The organism is Brevundimonas terrae, from assembly GCF_011761985.1.
Classification (GTDB): domain Bacteria; phylum Pseudomonadota; class Alphaproteobacteria; order Caulobacterales; family Caulobacteraceae; genus Brevundimonas; species Brevundimonas terrae.
Window position 1 is genome coordinate 861,337 of sequence record NZ_JAASQT010000001.1, and the last position, 18,203, is coordinate 879,539.

At 61.6% G+C, this 18,203-nt stretch carries 19 protein-coding genes; 7 read left to right on the forward strand and 12 right to left on the reverse strand.

The features are described from left to right. Nucleotides 1-123: 123 nt before the first annotated feature. From gpmA to FHS64_RS04125, 3 genes are read left to right on the forward strand one after another with little or no spacing between them, the layout of a single operon-like run. Nucleotides 124-837, forward strand: a complete 714-nt coding sequence (gpmA, locus tag FHS64_RS04115; RefSeq protein ID WP_167175994.1) for a 2,3-diphosphoglycerate-dependent phosphoglycerate mutase — start codon at nt 124-126, stop codon at nt 835-837. 15 nt (nt 838-852) lie between these two features. Beyond that, the gene (locus FHS64_RS04120; RefSeq protein ID WP_167175996.1) at nt 853-1,488 is read left to right on the forward strand and encodes a bifunctional diaminohydroxyphosphoribosylaminopyrimidine deaminase/5-amino-6-(5-phosphoribosylamino)uracil reductase RibD; all 636 of its coding nucleotides are present in this window, start codon (nt 853-855) and stop codon (nt 1,486-1,488) included. Nucleotides 1,489-1,533: 45 nt separating this feature from the next. After that, entirely contained in the window at nt 1,534-2,814 is a 1,281-nt protein-coding gene (locus FHS64_RS04125; RefSeq protein WP_167175998.1) for a pentapeptide repeat-containing protein, read from the forward strand. Nucleotides 2,815-2,886: 72 nt separating this feature from the next. Here FHS64_RS04125 and FHS64_RS04130 read toward each other — a convergent pair whose 3' ends face one another. Beyond that, complete coding sequence (locus FHS64_RS04130; RefSeq protein ID WP_167176000.1) at nt 2,887-3,345, reverse strand: Hsp20 family protein; 459 nt, start codon at nt 3,343-3,345, stop codon at nt 2,887-2,889. A 253-nt stretch (nt 3,346-3,598) separates the two neighbouring features. Between FHS64_RS04130 and FHS64_RS04135 the strand changes: the two genes are divergently transcribed. From FHS64_RS04135 to FHS64_RS04150, 4 genes are all read left to right on the forward strand, one after another. Next, nucleotides 3,599-4,405, forward strand: a complete 807-nt coding sequence (locus FHS64_RS04135) for a class I SAM-dependent methyltransferase (RefSeq protein WP_167176002.1) — start codon at nt 3,599-3,601, stop codon at nt 4,403-4,405. Between the two features lie 85 nt (nt 4,406-4,490). Then, entirely contained in the window at nt 4,491-5,396 is a 906-nt protein-coding gene (locus tag FHS64_RS04140) for a class I SAM-dependent methyltransferase (RefSeq protein ID WP_167176003.1), read from the forward strand. Nucleotides 5,397-5,431: 35 nt separating this feature from the next. After that, nucleotides 5,432-6,379, forward strand: coding sequence for an alpha/beta fold hydrolase (locus FHS64_RS04145; protein ID WP_167176005.1), 948 nt, complete (start codon nt 5,432-5,434; stop codon nt 6,377-6,379). A 178-nt stretch (nt 6,380-6,557) separates the two neighbouring features. Beyond that, nucleotides 6,558-6,767 (forward strand): cold-shock protein, encoded by a 210-nt coding sequence (locus FHS64_RS04150; protein ID WP_167176007.1) that lies wholly within the window; start codon nt 6,558-6,560, stop codon nt 6,765-6,767. A 144-nt stretch (nt 6,768-6,911) separates the two neighbouring features. On the opposite strand, the gene gyrB is transcribed toward FHS64_RS04150, so the two are convergent. The 11 genes from gyrB to mutM form a co-directional block, all read right to left on the reverse strand. Beyond that, nucleotides 6,912-9,341 carry a DNA topoisomerase (ATP-hydrolyzing) subunit B gene (gene gyrB, locus FHS64_RS04155; protein ID WP_167176009.1) on the reverse strand — a complete coding sequence of 810 codons (2,430 nt, stop codon included), beginning with the start codon at nt 9,339-9,341 and terminating at the stop codon, nt 6,912-6,914. Nucleotides 9,342-9,512: 171 nt separating this feature from the next. Then, nucleotides 9,513-10,640 carry a DNA replication/repair protein RecF gene (gene recF / locus FHS64_RS04160; RefSeq protein ID WP_167176011.1) on the reverse strand — a complete coding sequence of 376 codons (1,128 nt, stop codon included), beginning with the start codon at nt 10,638-10,640 and terminating at the stop codon, nt 9,513-9,515. Between the two features lie 90 nt (nt 10,641-10,730). Continuing rightward, nucleotides 10,731-11,204, reverse strand: a complete 474-nt coding sequence (locus FHS64_RS04165; RefSeq protein WP_167176013.1) for a hypothetical protein — start codon at nt 11,202-11,204, stop codon at nt 10,731-10,733. A gap of 79 nt (nt 11,205-11,283) precedes the next feature. After that, on the reverse strand, nt 11,284-11,745 hold the full coding sequence (locus FHS64_RS04170) for a hypothetical protein (RefSeq protein WP_167176015.1): 462 nt from the start codon (nt 11,743-11,745) through the stop codon (nt 11,284-11,286). 94 nt (nt 11,746-11,839) lie between these two features. Continuing rightward, the gene (gene dnaN / locus FHS64_RS04175; RefSeq protein ID WP_167176017.1) at nt 11,840-12,958 is read right to left on the reverse strand and encodes a DNA polymerase III subunit beta; all 1,119 of its coding nucleotides are present in this window, start codon (nt 12,956-12,958) and stop codon (nt 11,840-11,842) included. A gap of 246 nt (nt 12,959-13,204) precedes the next feature. Continuing rightward, on the reverse strand, nt 13,205-14,629 hold the full coding sequence (gene dnaA, locus FHS64_RS04180; RefSeq protein ID WP_243862716.1) for a chromosomal replication initiator protein DnaA: 1,425 nt from the start codon (nt 14,627-14,629) through the stop codon (nt 13,205-13,207). A gap of 512 nt (nt 14,630-15,141) precedes the next feature. Further along, nucleotides 15,142-15,411, reverse strand: a complete 270-nt coding sequence (rpsT, locus tag FHS64_RS04185) for a 30S ribosomal protein S20 (protein ID WP_167176021.1) — start codon at nt 15,409-15,411, stop codon at nt 15,142-15,144. Between the two features lie 178 nt (nt 15,412-15,589). Next, a complete protein-coding gene (locus tag FHS64_RS04190) occupies nt 15,590-16,375 on the reverse strand; it encodes an enoyl-CoA hydratase (RefSeq protein WP_167176023.1) in 786 nt (261 codons plus the stop codon). Nucleotides 16,376-16,422: 47 nt separating this feature from the next. Next, a complete protein-coding gene (locus FHS64_RS04195) occupies nt 16,423-16,641 on the reverse strand; it encodes a helix-turn-helix transcriptional regulator (protein ID WP_167176025.1) in 219 nt (72 codons plus the stop codon). Beyond that, nucleotides 16,641-17,129: a hypothetical protein gene (locus tag FHS64_RS04200; protein ID WP_167176027.1), complete on the reverse strand. Its 489-nt coding sequence runs from the start codon at nt 17,127-17,129 to the stop codon at nt 16,641-16,643. Before FHS64_RS04200 ends, FHS64_RS04195 begins: the two co-directional genes overlap by 1 nt. A gap of 116 nt (nt 17,130-17,245) precedes the next feature. Beyond that, on the reverse strand, nt 17,246-18,109 hold the full coding sequence (mutM, locus tag FHS64_RS04205; protein WP_167176029.1) for a bifunctional DNA-formamidopyrimidine glycosylase/DNA-(apurinic or apyrimidinic site) lyase: 864 nt from the start codon (nt 18,107-18,109) through the stop codon (nt 17,246-17,248). Nucleotides 18,110-18,203 lie beyond the last annotated feature (94 nt).

Genomic DNA, 18,203 nt, shown 5'->3' on the forward strand with positions numbered 1-18,203 from the left:
GTCATGCGGACGCAACCATCAGATGATGACAGGCGGTCCTTACCGGTGTTTTGGCGGCATTCCGGCCTTGACCCGCACGGTGACGCCTCCTAGCGATGCGACTACGAGATACCGGAGTGTTCAATGTCGCGACTGATCCTGCTGCGCCACGGCCAAAGCCAGTGGAACCTTGAAAACCGCTTTACGGGCTGGGTCGATGTCGATCTGACCGCCGAAGGCGAGGCGCAGGCGCGTCGTGGCGGCGAACTGATTGCCGAGGCCGGCTTCAAGCCGTCGGTGCTGTTCACTTCGGTCCTGACGCGGGCCATGCGTACGGGCGATATGGCGCTGGAAAGCGCGGGCCTCAAAGATGTCGAGGTCATCAAGGACTGGCGTTTGAACGAGCGCCACTATGGCGGTCTGACCGGTCTGGACAAGGCCGAGACAGCGGCCAAGCACGGCGAGGATCAGGTCAAGGTGTGGCGCCGTTCGTATGACGTGCCGCCGCCGCCGCTGGATGCCGACAGCGAATACAGCTTTGCCAATGACCCGCGCTATGTCGGCAAGGACATCCCGAACACCGAAAGCCTGAAAACGACGCTGGACCGCGTGCAGCCCTATTGGGATGCCGAGATCGAGCCGCGCTTGAAGGGGGGCGAGGATGTGATGATTGCCGCCCATGGCAACTCGCTGCGTGCTATCGTCAAGCTGCTGTTCGGCCTGTCGGACGAAGAAATCATCGACGTGGAAATCCCGACCAGCAACCCGCTGGATGTCGAACTGGATGCCAACCTGAAGCCGGTTTCGGCCCGCTATCTGGACGCCAGCCGCGCCAAACCCCTGCCGCAAATCGCCTAAGGACAACGTCAGACCATGACCACTGCCGGAAACGAACAGGATATCGTCTTCATGCGCCGCGCCATTGAACTGGCCAATGCGCGCATGGGGCAGACTTGGCCAAATCCGGCGGTGGGGTGTGTGATCGTCAAGGACGGCGTTGTGGTGGCCGAGGCGGCCACGGCGGCGGGCGGTCGCCCTCATGCCGAGGAACAGGCTGTGCCTGCGGCGGGCGGTCTGGCCAAGGGTGCCACGGCCTATGTGACGCTGGAGCCGTGCGGCGCACGCTCCTCGGGCCGCAAATCCTGTGCCCATTTCCTGACCGAGTCAGGGATTGCCCGCGTGGTGATCGGGGCGTTTGATCCGTCGCCCTTCGCCTCGGGACGCGGTGTCGAGCGTCTGCGTGAGGAAGGGCTTGAAGTGTCTTCGGGCGTCCTGGAATCCGAAGCCATTGCCCTGTGCGAAGGCTTTTTGCACCGTCTGGAAACGGGGCGTCCGATGGTGCGTGTATCCGAGGACGGTCAGGGCTTTGATGCGCGTTTTGCCTCTTCGCCCAATGCAGACCTCAAGACCGAACTGAGCCGTCTGGGCGAGGCGGGCTATACCCGTGTCTGGACGCCGGAAGGCCAATTGGCCGAGGCCTTGCGTGCGTCGGGCCTGTTAACCGAGTAAGGCACTGCAAACCTTCCTTAATCTGATCGGCTCTAGGGTCTGGTGATGACCGAGGATGTTACCCAAGAACGTCGCAAGCTGACCCAGGCCGAGGTAGACGCCATCTGCGCCAGACATGACCGTCTGTGGCAGGCGCGTCCCGGTGGTGCGCGGGCCGTTTTTGCGTGGCTGGACCTCAGCGGTCTGGATCTGCACGGGCGCAATTTGACCGATGCCGATTTTACGGCGGCCTGTCTGGTCGGGGCCAATCTGTCCGGTGCCAAGCTCGATAATGCCAACTTCTTTGGCGCGGATATGCAGGATGTAGACCTGCAGGAGGCCAGCCTGCGCCGCACCGATCTGCGCGGGGCCTGTCTGCGCGGGGCCGACCTTTCGGGGGCGGACCTGTTCGAGGCCGATCTGCGCGAAGGTACGATTGCGGCCTCGGATGCCAAGCTGGGTTTTCGGGTCATCGAGGCGCAAAAACGCTCCGATACCCAGGCGCACGGTGCCAATCTTTCGGGGGCCAATCTCCAGCGCTCGCGCCTGACCGGCATTGTCGCCATCGCTGCCGATTTTACCGATGCGGTGATGAAGGACTGCAAGCTGGTACGCGCCAACCTCAAGCAAGCCAGTTTTAAAGGGGCCGACCTTGCCGGTGCCGATCTGTCCGGGGCCGACCTTTCGGGCGCGGACCTGTCGGGGGCGATACTGGTGGGCGTCAAGGCGACCATGTGGCGAACCGACGGGGCCAATATGGAAGGCGCACTGACCGACAAGGGCTCGGCGGGCGAGCCGGTCGCGGCGCTTCCGGCGGCGGACATGTTGCGGGTCCACGCCCAGTGGTGCGCGACAGGTGGCCGTGAAGGCCAGCCCTCGGTGTTCGATAATGTGGACCTGCGCACGCTCGTTACGATTGCCGGACTGAACCTGACGGCGCTGTCGGCCAAGGGGGCGGTGTTTTACGGTCTCGACATGGAGGGTGTGCAGCTTCAGGGCGCACAGCTGGAGGGCGCGGACCTGCGCTCGGCCAATCTGCGCCGTGCCGACTTGCGCGGCGCGCGTTTGGCCAATGCACGTTTGAACGGATCGGACCTGCGCGAAGCCCAGATGGGACCGCTATTACTGGCGGCCGACCGTTTGCTGCCCGCCGATCTGACAGGGGCCAATCTGCGCGGGGCCGATATGTCCAATGCCGACCTACGCCACGCCAATCTGACCCGCGCCGATCTGGCCCGCAGCAGTCTGCATGGCGCGCAACTTCGCGGGGCCAATCTGACAGACACCCAGCTTGAGGGTCTGCGCGGTATGGATGCGCGCACGGTGCGGACGCTGGCGGAAAGCTGACCCCAAACAGAAAGGCGGCCCTTTCGAAAAAGGACCGCCTACTGGAGGGAGGGGAGTTTTGTTTAAGAGGCCTTAGGCCGCTTTTTTATTCTCGATCAGCGCCGAACCGTCAGCGATCTCGATGCGACGGGGCTTGAGGGCCTCGGGCAGTTCGCGCTTCAGTTCGATGACCAGCAGACCGTTATTGAGGGCGGCATTCTTGACCACCACATAGTCGGCCAACTGGAAGCGGCGCTCGAAATCGCGCTCGGCCAGACCGCGATGCAGGAAGGTGCGCTGGACGGTTTCGTCCTGCGGGGCCTTTTTGCCGGTCACGGTCAGCAGGTTTTCCTTGGCTTCGATGTCCAACTCTTCGGGGGCAAAGCCCGCGACAGCGACCTCGATGCGATAGGTGTCCTCGCCGGTGCTTTCGATATTATAGGGCGGCCAGCCGTTTTCCTGACCCGAACGGGCAGCGGTTTCGATCTGGCGGGCCAGTCGGTCAAAACCGACGGCGGTACGCATCAAAGGCGTGAAATCATAGGTACGCATAGGCAATCCTCCTGATGGATCAGCAAGGTTGGGCCAGCCGGCGATTTTTGCCCCCGGCGGGCTATGGGTTTCAGCCCTGTCGGTCCGTGCTCGGCCCCGAAAAGACTGGAAGGCCCGGTATCGGCACCTTCGCATAAACAGTTAGGAAGCCGATTTTGCCGTTCAAGGGGCGAAATCGGCTTTCTGCGTCTTGCTGTCGGCGCGAAGCGCTTTAACACTCGGGCCAAGCCTTTTTCGACGACACGGAGATCCTATGCGACCGCTCGTCCTTGCCAGCCTTGCTGCCACTCTTTTGACCGCCGGTGCGGCTGTCGCCCAGACCCCGCCAACCGAGTTCCCCGCGCAATTGCCGCACCGTCAGGGTCTGGCCATGGAAATGCCGGTTGTCGGAGAAGATACCCAGCTTCAGGCCGCCATTGCCTCGCCGACCCGCCCCGAGGCGGACCGCGTGCGCGACAGCCAGCGCCACCCGTTTGAAACCCTGACCTTCTGGGGCCTGCAACCGGGCCTGACCGTGGTCGAGATCGAACCGGGCCGTGCCGGATGGTGGCGCAATATTCTGGAACCCTATGCCACGGCGACGGGCGGCACCTATGTGCCGGTCAACCGTCCGCTGGAGGGTATGGGCGTGGCCGATGGCACTGCGGATATGGTTGTGGTGGCCCGCGCCTTCCATAACTGGTCGAGCGATGGACGTGTCGAGCCGTATCTGCAAGCCTTCTTCAAGGCGCTGAAGCCTGGCGGCGTTCTGGTGGTCGAGCAGCATCGCAGCATCGATGGCGTGAATGTCGCCTCGGTGGCTTCCACCGGCTATGTGCCGGAAAGCTGGGTGATCCATGTGGCCAAACAAGCCGGTTTCGAGCTGGATGGCCGCAGCGAGATCAATGCCAACAGCGCCGATACCCGCAACCATCCTTTCGGTGTATGGTCCCTGCCGCCGACGCGCCGTTCCGAGGGGGAAGGGCGCACCCTGTCCACGGACGAGCGGGCGGCACTGGATGCCATTGGCGAAAGCGACCGCATGACCCTTCGTTTTCGTAAACCGCTGGCGGCCCAATGATGGCCGTATCACCGTGCCACAAAATGAGGGTGGCGGCGGTGATCACTGTCATGGCCCCTTTATCGGGTTCGGCCGGAGAAAACCTATGATCCATTTCGCATCCCGACGCCTCTTTCTGGCAGGTGTTGCCGTCAGCGGCCTGATGGGCCTGTCGGCCTGTGGTCGCAAAAAGGAAGCCGAGCCGGCCAAGGCGGCCGAACCGGTCAAGGCGGGGCCGCCCGAAGGTTCGCTGGAATGGGCGATAGAAGGCCCGTGGCGTTCGCCCGAAGACAAGGCACGCGACCAGTGGCGCCACCCAATGGAGACGCTGCGCTTCTTTGGTCTGCAACCGTCGATGACGGTGGTCGAGTTCTGGCCGGGTGGTGGCTGGTACACCGATATTCTCGCCCCCTATCTGAACAAGGGCCGTGGTCATTTGTTCGTGGCCGGTTTCGTCGAGGGCGAAGGGGCTGATCCGGCGCAGGTGGCGGTCAATAATGCGCTGAAGGCGCGTCTGGACTCCGACAAGAAGCTGTATGGTCAGGTCGGGTTTACCTATTTCGGCCTTGGCTCCGGTCCTGTGATCGAGCCGCCTGGGACCGCCGATCTGGTTCTGTTCATGCGCTATGTGCATGTGTGGATGGCGGCGGGACTGGCTGAAAAAGCCTTTACCGATGCCTTTGCGGCGCTGCGTCCGGGCGGTATTCTGGGCATTGAGCAACACCGTCTGGAGCCGGACGAGGATCAGGATCCGGCAGCCGCCAACGGCTATGTGCAGGAGGCCTTCCTGCGTCAGTTGGCCGAAGAGGCCGGTTTCGTCTTTGTCGAATCCTCGGAAATCAACGCCAATCCCGAAGACACCAAGAACCACCCGTTCGGCGTGGAAACCCTGCCGCCGACGCGCCGTTCGTCGGCCCTTGGCGAGCCGCCGAATTTCGAGTTCGATCACAGCAAATATGATGCGATCGGTGAATCCGACCGTATGACCCTCAAATTCAGGAAGCCCGAGTGACACGTCCGTCGCCCCATTCTGCCCAAGCGCCCCTGATGGGGGTTCCAGGTGCCATGCCCCCGCCGGGGGGCGAGGCCGACTGGTTCCGTGGTGCAGGGGGGTTGCGACTGCGTGCGGCCCTGTGGCGTCCCAGCGTGCTTCAGGCGCGCACCCCGCGCGGCACGGTGATCCTCAGCCCGGGCCGCAGCGAGCCGATCGAGAAATATTACGAACTGATCGGCAATTTCCTCGCGCGCGGTTTTTGCGTTCTGGCGCATGACTGGCGTGGTCAGGGCCTGTCCGCCCGCCTGTTGCCGGACCGGCTCAAGGGCCATGCCCGTGCGGTCGAAGAGTTTCTGGACGACTATGCGCGCCTGATCGATGCCTATGTCGAACAGGCCCCCAAGCCATGGATCATGGTCGGTCACTCGATGGGCGGCGTGCTTAATCTGCTGACGCTCCAGAGCGGCGATGACCGCTTTGCCGGTGCCCTGCTCAGCAGCCCGATGTTGCGCATCAAGACAGGCAAGCGTTCGATGTGGTCGGTCAAGCTGGCCGTGCGCTGGGCGCTTCGTAACGGCAAGGGCGGCGACTATGTGCTGGACAATGCCGACGACCCGTTCGTGCATACGTTCCAGGACAATGCCCTGACCTCCGATAGCGGGCGCTATGGCCTGTGGCAGCAGCAATTGTTCGCCTGCCCGCATCTGGCCATTGGTGGCCCGACCTGGGGCTGGCTGGGCTTTGCACTGGATGCTGGTGAACGCGCGCTCAAGGCCAAGGCTTTGAAAGCGGTCAAGGTGCCGGTCTGTGTGGTTCAGGCCAGCGACGACGTACTGGTCTGGAAACAGACGGCCCGCTGGGCGGCACGGCGACTGGGTCGCGGGCGCTTTGTCGAGGTGCCGGGGGCCAGACACGAGGTCATCATGGAGGTGGATGCCTATCGCGCCACCTTCCTCGAAGAGTTCGACGAGATGGCGAATTATGTGGCTCCGGCCGGATGAGCGTGAAACTTTGAGACGAGAGGCCTTGACGAGAGGCCATTAAAGCCTTCACACGTTCCGTGTCGATATCTGTGCGTAACGCGCTCTTTCTTCTTTGCGACGCATTGAGATCTGCCGTTCCCTAGACCGACGGTACCAAGAGTTGGTCTTGGTGCCCAATTCACTGGAGGTCATTTAGATGGCTAACGGCACCGTTAAATGGTTCAACCCGACCAAGGGTTATGGTTTCATCGCTCCGGCAGATGGCGGCAACGACATCTTCGTGCACATCTCGGCTGTTGAGGCCGCTGGCCTGCGTACGCTGAATGACGGCCAGAACGTCAGCTACGAGCTGGAAACCGACCGCCGCAGCGGCAAGGTTTCGGCCGGTCAACTGCAAGTCGACTAAGCCCGAGACGATACCCGTCTTTTAAAAGGCCGTCGCGGGCAACCGTGGCGGCCTTTTTCTATGTCCGCATCAAAGGGCAAAAGAAAAGCGCCGGAACCTGTGAAGGCTCCGGCGCTGATCGTGATCGGGTCAAAGGTTCGGCGCTTAGGCGTCGACGTCGGCGTCTAGAGCGTTTTCCTGAATGAACTCGCGGCGGGGTTCCACCACATCGCCCATCAGCTTGGCGAACAGGTCGTCGGCATCGTCACCGTGCTCGATCTTCACTTGCAGCAGGGTGCGGGCATTGGCGTCCAGCGTGGTTTCCCATAGCTGGTCGGGGTTCATTTCGCCCAGACCCTTATAGCGTTGGACGGCAATGCCCTTCTTGCCGGCATCCAGAACCGCATTCAGCAGGTCCAGCGGACCACGAATGGTCGTGGACTTGTCCTTGCGGCGGAAGATGGCGGGCTTGTCGAACAGGGTGTCAAAGGCGGCGGCGCGCTCGCCCAGACGGCGGGCATCCATGGAGCGACCCAGAACCTCGTCCAGCACGACGGTTTCGGCCACGGCACGACGCACGCGGGTAAAGACAACGCCGCCCTGTTGGGCCAGCTCTGCCGACCAAGGACCATCACCCTCTTCGTTATAGAGGTTCAGGCGTTCGGCGGCGCGTTGGGCGCGTTCCAGCAGGTCGCCGGCATTTTCATCGAACAGACCGGCAAGGGCGCCTTGTTCGATCGCAAAGCCCGGTGCGCGGGCCGTCAAACGGTCAACACCGGCCTTGAAGGTCTTGGCTTCTCGCACAAGCTCTTGCAGGTCCATGCTGGCGCGAACCTCGCCCGAGCCGGTTTCCAGCGACGCATCCGAACAGCCTTCCTCGATGAGGTAGGCGTCCATTTCCGGCTGGTCCTTGATGTAGCGGTGCTGCTTGCCCTTGGAGACCTTATAGAGCGGCGGTTGGGCGATATAGACGTGGCCGCGCTCGATCAGTTCCGGCATCTGGCGATAGAAGAAGGTCAGCAGCAGGGTACGGATGTGCGCGCCGTCGACGTCGGCGTCGGCCATCAGGATGATCTTGTGATAGCGCAGCTTGTCGGCGTTGAAATCGTCGCGGCCAATACCGGTGCCCAGCGCAAGGATCAGCGTGCCGATGGTGTCGGATGACAGCATACGGTCAAAGCGGGCGCGTTCGACGTTCAGGATTTTACCGCGCAGCGGCAGAACGGCCTGGTTTTCGCGGTTACGCGCCTGTTTGGCCGAACCACCAGCGGAGTCACCCTCCACGATGAACAGTTCGGACTTGGCCGGATCGCGTTCCTGACAGTCGGCCAGCTTGCCCGGCAGCGAGCTGATTTCCAGCACCGATTTACGGCGGGTCAGGTCACGGGCCTTACGCGCGGCTTCGCGGGCGGCAGCGGCTTCGATGATCTTGGAGACGATCAGCTTGGCTTCGGTGGGGTGTTCTTCGAACCACTCCGACAGACCTTCGGAGCACAGGCCTTCAACAGCGGGACGCACTTCGGACGAAACGAGTTTGTCCTTGGTTTGCGAACTGAATTTCGGATCGGGAACCTTGACCGACAGGACGCAGGTCAGGCCCTCGCGGGCGTCTTCGCCGCTGGGATTGACCTTCTCTTTTTTAGCCGCGCCCGCTTTTTCGATATAGCTGCTCATCACGCGCGTCAGGGACGCACGGAAGGCCGACAAGTGGGTGCCGCCGTCACGCTGCGGGATGTTGTTGGTGAAGCACAACATCGTCTCGTGATAGCTGTCGTTCCACCACAGGGCGAGGTCGATCTCGATGCCGTCCTTCTTGCCCTGAATGACGATGACGTCTTTCAGGATCGGGGTCTTGGACTTGTCGAGGTGGCGCACAAAGGCTTCGACGCCGCCTTCGTAATGCAGGATGGACTCAACCGGCTCGACAGGACGGTCGTCGCGCAGTTTGATCAGAACACCGGAGTTCAGGAAGGCCAGCTCGCGCAGGCGGTGTTCCAGAGTTTTGAAATCGAAATCGATAAAGCTGAAGGTCGAGACCGAAGGATAGAAGGTCACTTCGGTGCCGGTCAGAAGACGGGTGCCGTCCTCGCGCATCGGCGCATCGCCGACGACTTCCAGCGGCTTGACGGTATCCCCGCGCTCGAAGCGGATATGGTGCTTCTTGCCATCGCGATAGATGACCAGTTCCAGATAGTCCGACAGGGCGTTCACAACCGAAACGCCCACGCCGTGCAGACCGCCGGAAACCTTATAGGAGTTCTGGTCGAACTTACCGCCGGCGTGCAGTTGGGTCATGATGACCTCTGCGGCCGAGACGCCTTCTTCCTCGTGGATACCCACCGGAATGCCGCGTCCGTTATCGGTCACGGTGCACGAACCGTTGGCGTTCAGGGTGACGGTGACCAGATCGGCGTGACCCGCCAGGGCCTCGTCAATGGCATTATCCACCACCTCGTACACCATGTGGTGCAGGCCCGAGCCGTCATCCGTGTCACCGATATACATGCCAGGGCGCTTGCGCACGGCATCCAGGCCTTTGAGAACCTTGATGGAATCGGCGCCGTACTCTGGCGCGGGAGCGGTCTGTTCGGTCATGAAAAAGTCGGCTCAGGGTCCGTGGGTCGGACGGGAAAAAGTCGGCGGTTGGGCCGCCATATTCGTGGCGCAAATCAGAGCACCCCGAAACATCCAATATATAGGAATTTCCTAGCAAAAAGCCATCCTTCGAAGGCTTTTGGTCGGGGAAATCGCGGGTGGCGCGATTGTCTAGAGCGTCAGGCCGAGCGGGCTGACGCTGACAAACTGTGCGCGGCCTTCGAGGGCAGCGAACAGGTCCCGCTCGGTACCGGTCATAAAGGCCTGCAGACCCAGCATTTCGATCTCGTCGAACAGGGCGGCGCGGCGGGCTTCGTCAAGGTGTGCGGGGGCCTCATCCAGCAACAGGACCGGCTGGGCGGTGCTTTGCGCCAAACGGGCTGTCTGGGCAAGGATCAGGTTTAGAACCAGCGCCTTTTGCTCTCCCGATGACCCTTCGGCGGCGGGACGGTTCTTCTCGCGGTGAAGGGCGGTCAGGTCGGTGCGGTGCGGCCCGAACAGCGAACGACCAGCGGCCCCGTCACGGGCGCGGGCGCGCACAAAACCCTCGCCCAGCATGGACAGGATGTCGGCTTCGTCGGCCCCGTCCTGCGCCATCTGCTCGGCCGGACCTTCAAGCCCGAGATCGGCCTGCGGAAAAGGCCGGTCGGCACGGGCATTGATGCCGTCTTGCAGGGCCTTCAAAGCGGTGACGCGGTTGAGGGCGGCTCTGGCCCCCGCTTCCGACAGGCGGGCTTCCAGCGCATCCAGCCAGACGGGATCGGGCCTGCGTTCCTCGTCCGACAACAGACGGATACGTTCGCGCAGGGCTTTTTCGTAATTGGAGACGACCGCCGCATGGTCGGGATGGGCGGCAAAGACCAGCCGGTCGAAAAACTTCAGGCGGTCAGCGCGGGCATCGGAGAACAGGCGGTCTTGTTCGGGCGTGGCCCAGACAGGACGCAGATGTTCCAGCATCCGGCCTGGCTGGGCCGTTTCGCCATCAATACGCACAATCCGGCGGGCCGCAGCGCCCATGGTCTGAACGCCGGTGCCGATCTTGATCTCGCCATCGGGGGTGGCAAGGGTGGCGGCAATCCCCCACGGACGTCCCATGGCCTCGCCGGGTTCCCGACGGCCCATCTCGGCTGCCGTCGCGCCGCGCAAACCCTTGCCGGGCGTCAAAAGGCTGATGGCCTCCAGCAGGTTGGTCTTGCCCGAACCGTTCGGCCCGTACAGCACCACAGGCCCGCCGGATAAATCCAGACGGGATGCGCCGTAAGAACGGAAATCGGTAATGGCGAGGGAGGTCAGGCTCAATCTGTGCGCTCGTGCCGTAGGGTCGAGGGACAGTTAGAGGAAGCGGTCATGGGTGCCAAGCCGATCCCGCGATCTGCAAGCGTGATGCGCTCAACTGTAATGGCGCTTTGTGCGGTTCATATAGTCGAGAAGCTCGGACACGGAGGCATCGATCGTCGCGGGGAGATAGCCGGCAATATCGGCCGGCAGGCCGCGAAGACGCATACGGTCCATACCGCTACGTTCCGGCGGCGTGACCAGAGTAAAAACTACGAACGACTGACGCTTCATATCGATGGTTCCAAAGCGCAACACCTTGTCCCAGCCAATGAAGTTTCCACGACCGAGCCAGAAGCCTTTCTCGGTCACAGTGACATCGCGCGCGGCGATGAAGCGAATGGTCAGACGAACAATCACGACCAGTGTAAACACAATGCTGGCCCAGCTCAAACCGCGTAGCATGAGGCTGTCGGCTTCCAGAAACATCATGCTCGCAAACGCCAGCATCAAGAGGCTGACGGCAGAGCGGATGATATTGGGACGTTTGGCCCGAAAGACGCGCAGAGAAGATGTTTGGGCGGTCACGCAGCAGAACTTTCACGCACGAGGAACAGGGGCGGCTTATAGCCCATGAAGGATGGGGCTCAAATCGGCCTGATCGGGATTACAGTGCGTCTTTGAGCCACGCCTGAACCAGCGAAAGCCGTGAGGAGGGCATGATCCCCACCTCGCGCCCTTCATGACGAACGCCCAACCCTGCCGGCGTGAGCCTGTTTGAGAGGGTGATGGCGCGGTGCTTGCCACTGTTGTCCTTCACACGCGCAATAAGGGCGGCGAACGGGGGCGAGGCAATTTCTTCTACATTGACGATCTGCTGGCGCGTCCAGCGTTGCTGTCGACCAAAGGTTGGGCGCAGCGTCAGGCTCTGGGCATCCAGAGTAACGAGGCGTGGGCGCATAAGCCCGTATAGACCAAGGATGAAAAGTGCCGATGATAGCATCACGGCGATGAGGCTGGCGGGAATGTAATGCCCAAAGAAGCTGACAAGGAGGACATTTGTCAGAAAGCTACAGACGATCAGAGCGCCATAAGCGAGGCGGTCAGAGCTAAACTGGATAGGTTGCATCAATATCTCCCCCGAGATCGTTAAGTCAGTTGCCTACAGCAAAAAGCCCCATGGCATAACCATGGGGCTTTGAGATGCGGTGTGTTGCAAAAGCTTAGACGCGCAGCGGCATCAGCACATATTGGACGCCGACATCAGCCGGATCGAGCACCAGGGTCGGGCTGGCCGGATCGGCGAATTTGAAGGTAGCGATTTCACCGGTGATCTGACCGGCGACGTCCAGAAGATAGCGGGCGTTGAAGCCGATTTCGAACGGTTCGTCCGAATAGCCGATTTCGACCTCTTCCTCGGCTTGCCCGGCTTCCATATTGCGGACAGTCAGTTTCACGCGGTCATTATCAAAGGCCAACTTCACCGAGCGGCTCTTTTCAGCCGAGATGGTGGCCACGCGGTCAACGGCCTTGGCGAACAGGCTGTTATCGATATCGGCTTGTTTGTCATTGCCCTGCGGGATGACGCGCAGATAGTCGGGGAAGGCACCGTCAATGACCTTGGAGGTCAGGCTGGCCTGACCCAGTTCGAAGCGGATCTTCTGGGCGGAGACCTGAATCTCGACGGAACCGGCACCATCGTCCAGCAGGCGACGGACCTGATCGATGGTCTTGCGCGGTACGATCACGCCGGGACCACCCGCAGCGCCTTCTGGAGCGGGCGTTTCGGCCAGTGCCAGACGGTGGCCGTCGGTGGCAACGGTACGCAGAAGCGGGATGCCGCCATCCGATACGGTGTGCAGATAAAGGCCGTTCAGATAATAGCGCGTCTCTTCGGTCGAGACGGCAAAACGGGTCTTGTCGATCAGGCGGGCCAGATCTTCCTTGGGCAGGGTATAGCGCACGCCCGTGGCTTCGTTCGACATCACGGGGAAGTCGCCCGCCGGCAGCACCGGCAGATTAAAGCGCGAACGACCGGCGGCGACCACCAGACGGGGGTCGTCACCGGAATAGGACAGGCTGACCTCGGCACCGTCCGGCAGTTTGCGGACGATTTCATAAAGGGTGTGGGCCGGAGCCGTGATCTGGCCCTCGACATTGACCTGTGCCTCGGCCTCGTCGACCATTTCCATGTCGAGGTCGGTGGCCGCGAACGACAGGCGGTCACGGCCTGCGGTCAGCAACACGTTCGACAGGATCGGAATAGTGTTGCGACGCTCGACCACACTTTGGACGTGGCCCAAGGCACGAAGAAGCGCGGAACGTTCGATAGTCAGCTGCATGTGGTCTCGCCCGGTCGCGATCAGGAAGACGCGCCTGATCGAATGTATAGAGGGTGACACTAGCGGATTGCGCGTCCGCCGCAACGCCTGAGGGGCGTTCCGCTAGCGGTTACCCCAAAATCGGCGCAGGAAATCCACAGACGTCCCTCATTTCGGCAAAGAAAAAGGCCGCACCCCTGATGGGGCGCGGCCTAAATCTGTCTTGGAGAGGGTCTTGGCCGCGCAGTTTGCGCGCCAATACCTCGTTTAACCGCGCAGTTTGCGCGTCAGGGCCTCGACGTCACGGGCGATTTGCTCGTCCTGCGTCAGCAGCTCTTCGATCTTGCGCACACCGTGCAGGACCGTGGTGTGGTCGCGCCCGCCAAAGCGGCGACCGATGTCCGGATAGGAACGGGTCGTGTGTTGCTTGCACAGATACATGGCGATCTGGCGCGGGCGGGCAATCGCACGGGTGCGGCGCTCGCTCAGCAGATCGGCTTGTTTCAGGTTGAAATGCTCGGACACCGTCTTCTGGATTTCGTCCACGGTGATGCGACGCTCGGGGCCGCCACGCATGGCGGTACCCAGCAGCGATTGAACGTCTTCGACCGTCAGGGTCGCCAGACGCGCACCGGCAACGGCGGCCAGAGTGTTTACGGCACCTTCCAGTTCACGCATCGAACCGGGGGTACGTTCCACCAGATGTTCCAGCACTTCGGGGCGAGCCTCGCCCGCCACGACACCCAGCTTGGCCAGCGAGCGCAGACGGTTCTGGGCGACAGCCACCTTGAGGGTGCGGTCAGCCGCTTCGACCGGGCAGGTCAGGCCGGCAGCCAGATGGCTGCGCAGGCGCGGTTCGATATCGGTCAGGGCCACCGGTGCACGGTCAGCCGACAGAACGATACGTTTGCCGTCCTCGATCAGCGAGGTCAGGGTGTTCAGCAGCTCTTCCTGGGTGGAAGCCTTGCCGCCCACGAACTGGACGTCGTCGATCAGCAGCATGTCGGCCGAGCGCAGGCTTTCCTTGAAGGCCGCGGTGGAGCGGTCCTGCATGGCGCGCACAAAGGTCGACAAGAAGCGCTCGGCGGTCAGATAGACCACCTTGGCATTGGGGCGCAGACGCTGGGCTTCCCAGGCGATGGCGTTCAACAGGTGGGTCTTGCCGTAGCCGTAAGGGCCACAGAAGAATACCGGATTGAAGTGACCGTCGGCCCAAGAGGCGACCTGCTTGGCGATGGCCAGAGCAAAGGCGTTACCGTGGCCTTCGACGAAGGTGTCAAAGGTCAGACGCTCTTGCAGGCCAGCGGCGCGAACAGCACGGGCGCTGTCGGCAGAGGCGGCAAAGGTCGGCGCGACCGGCGCAGGTGCCGGAGCCGTGCTGATGGAGTTCAGACGCGGCACTTCGCGTGCCGACGACGGCAGGACCGAACCCACCTCGGCGCGGCAGCGCACATCCAGACGACGCGACAGGCCGTCCAGGCCCAGCCACAGTTCGTTCATGCGACGCAGCGCATTTTGACGAACCCAGTCCCGCGCATAGGCGGTCGGGGTTACCAGAATAAGATTACCCTGTCCGTCCACGCGTACCGCTGAAGGCGCGATATACGAACTATAGGGCCCATCGCCGATTTCCGCTTTCAAGCGATCAGCTGCTTCTGTCCAGATCCGGTCCGGATCGGTCATCTGCCCCATTGCAACGCCCCCAATCATATAAGAGTCACCCGCCAGAATTAATTCTTCAAACCACCGTGCAACGCAGCTTCAAAGTTGGACATCAGGGACGACTTCTCCTGTCGCGCCAAACCGAGGTTTAGCGCGTGGGGCCGTTCTCACAGACAGACAACTCCGCCGAGGGAAATGCTTGATTTCCCTCGTCTTCATCCTTGGGGATAGAAGTGCGTTACCCCTTCAACTTACTCGGCGCGCGGCGGGAATCAACGCAGATTCGAGTCGCGAAATGCACTTAAATTAGTTGACTCGCGCAAACCCCCGTAGGGACTAGGAAAAAGGTTTTTTTTGCCAGTGAGGGCTGCAAAAACTGCCGGGGAAATTGGGTTTTAGACAGCAAGAAGGCGAGGTAGCCGTAGCCGCCTCGCCTTTGAAATCGTTCGATTTTCTTGCAACACCCGTATCGCGGGTATTTTTGTAGTCAGTAAAAAAGTTTGAACGGAGAGGCCGTGGCGCTCATCCGTTCAAGGACTTTCTTAGGCGGCCGACAGCTTCTTCAGCTGGGCCGACAGACGGCTGACCTTACGCGAGCCGGTGTTCTTGTGAACGACGCCCTTGGATACAGCGCGCATCAGTTCCGACTGAGCGGTGATGAAAGCAGCCTTGGCAGCTTCCACGTCGCCGCCGGTGACGGCTTCTTGGAATTTGCGCAGATAGGAGCGTACGCGGGTACGGCGAGCTTTGTTCACTGCAGTCCGCGCTTCGATCTTGCGGATCGCCTTGCGGGCGCCGGCGTTGTTAGCCATTTGAAAAACCTTCGAACGATGTGCGCCACAAGCCCGAAGGCCACGGCGATAAAATCTCAAGAGCGCGCGGCTATAGCGGAAACCCGTGGGGGGGTCAACGCAAACCGGCTGGAATTGAGTCGGGGCGGGGATTCAAGCCCCGTAGTCCCGACCCGTTGATCCTTATAGTGGACCGAAATCAGCGGCTGGTGAAGACCGGTTTACGTTTTTCGACGAAAGCCGCCATGCCTTCCTTCTGATCGTCGAATGCGAACAGCGAGTGGAACAGGCGGCGCTCGAACTGAAGACCTTGCGACAGGGTGGTGTCGAAGGCGGCGTTCACCAGTTCCTTATTGGCGATGACGGCCAGTGGCGACTGGGCGGCGATCTTGGCGGCGACCTTGCGGGCTTCGTCCAGCAGGGCATCCACAGCCACAACGCGGGACACCAGACCGGAGCGTTCGGCCTCGGCAGCATCCATCATGCGCGCGGTCAGGCACATATCCATGGCCTTGGCCTTGCCGACGGCGCGGGTCAGGCGCTGCGAGCCGCCAATGCCGGGGGCGACGCCGAGATTGATTTCCGGCTGGCCGAACTTGGCGGTGTCGGAGGCGATGATGAAGTCGCACAGCATGGCCAGCTCGCAACCGCCGCCCAGTGCATAGCCTGACACAGCCGCGATGATCGGCTTGCGGAAGGCGGCAACGCGGTCATGGGCGCGGGCAAAGAAGTTTTCCAGATACATGTCCGCATAGGACTTGTCCGACATCTCCTTGATGTCGGCACCGGCGGCAAAGGCCTTGGCCGAGCCGGTCAGGACAACGGCACGGATGCTGTCATCGCGCTCTGCGGCTTCGAGGAAGTCGCCCAGTTCGCCCAGAAGCTGCGAGTTCAGCGCATTCAGGGCCTCGGGGCGGTTCAGGGTCACCACGGCATAGCCATCGGTATGGCGTTCGATCAGCAGGGTAGAATAGGTGTCGGCCATGGAGGCACTCCTGTATCATCACGACTATAGTGTGATGCTCTAGCGCCTCAGCCCTCCCACTGGAACACTTCTCCGATCTCGACGCCGAAAACCTGGGCGATACGGAAGGCGGTTTCCAAGCTGGGGGAGTATTTGCCCTGTTCCATGGCGACGATGGTTTGACGGGTCATGCCGATGCGGGCGGCCAGATCGGCCTGCGTCATCTCGTTGGCATGAAAGCGCATCTCGCGGATGCGGTTTTTGATCGGAGGCGGGGCCTTGACCATCAGTGCCCCCGACGTAGCAGGACCAGTGTGAAGCTGGCGCGGATCAGCTCCGATATCAGGAAGGCGGCCCATAGAAGATTGGCGATCACCACCATCGCATTGGCATTGGTGGTCAGGGTCTTGCCGTTACCGGGCGCGACAAAATCGGCCAGCCCGAAAATATAGGCGACACCGGCAAGGGTGAAGACCATGGCCAGCAGCGACATCAGGGCGATATGGCTGCCCTTCAGGCCTGCCAGAGTTTCGCGCTCGTCCCTTGCTTCGCGTTCGGCCTTGGATGTCGTCAGATGGGCAATCACGGTCATCACCAGCTCGATGACCACCACCACGGCCACGGCCGCCGCAAACATCACGCCCATCTCGCCGGCAAAGGACGGCTGCATCAGGCTACCGGACAGGATAGCCTGACCCATGCGCCAGAAATAGACGCTCCAGATCAGTACGGTTGTCACCGTGGTGATCAGCAGGTGTTTTTCACGAAAAGTCATAGCGGCAAGGCCTCATGATCTCTTGGCAGATAATGAGGTTATGTCGCATCAATCCGACATAATGTCTAATATTTTTGACTATTAGTCGTATTTTTCAGACATAACTTTGTTTGAGCTCAGGTTTTCTGGCAGGTCGGGCAGAAGAAGGTCGAGCGGCCACCTTGAACAATGCGGGCGATGGTGCCGGTGCAGTTTGTGGTTCTACAGGGCTGGTTCTCGCGGCCGTAGACATCAAAGCTGTGCTGGAAATAGCCTTGGCCGCCCTCGACATTGGCAAAGTCCTTGAGGGTGGAGCCACCGGCAAGGATGGCATCTTCCAGCACGCGGCGGACCTCGGCGGCCAGACGTTCCAGTCTCTGCGCGGAGACCTTGCCCGCTGGCACCTCGGGATGGATGCCCGAACGGTACAGGGCCTCGCACACATATATGTTGCCAAGGCCCGACACGATCGACTGGTCCAGCAGGCTGACCTTGATGTTCTGTTTGCGCCCCTTGAAGGCCTCGGCCAGATGCGCGCCCGAGAAATGGTTGCCCAGAGGCTCTGGCCCCAACTGTTTGAACCACGGGTGGTCATCCACCTGACCGGTTGGGATCAGGCCCATAAAGCCAAAGCGTCGGGCATCGGCATAGGCAAGACGGGTCAACTGGCCGTTGATATCGGCACAGGCGACGAAATGCTCGTGCTTGCCAGTGACGGGCGGGGCATCCTCGAACCGGCCCAGTGGATCGCCATCCAGCGTAAAGCGTCCGGTCATGCCCAGATGGGTGATCCATGTCTCGCCGGTCGAGAGCGGCATCAGCAGATATTTGGCCCTGCGGTCGATGCGCAGGACCGTGGCACCTTCCAGCCGCTCGGTGAAGCGCTCGGGAAAGGGAAAGCGCAGATCGGGACGGCGGATCAGCACACGCGACAGACGCGCCCCCTCGGCAACGGGGGTCAGGCCACGGCGGACGGTTTCGACTTCGGGTAATTCGGGCATGTGACAAGAGTTAGGACGCCAGCCCGCCAAGGTGAAGCGGGCTTTCATCGGCGGTTGTCATTTTCCGGCTTTCAGGCGTAGCGTGGCCACCGGA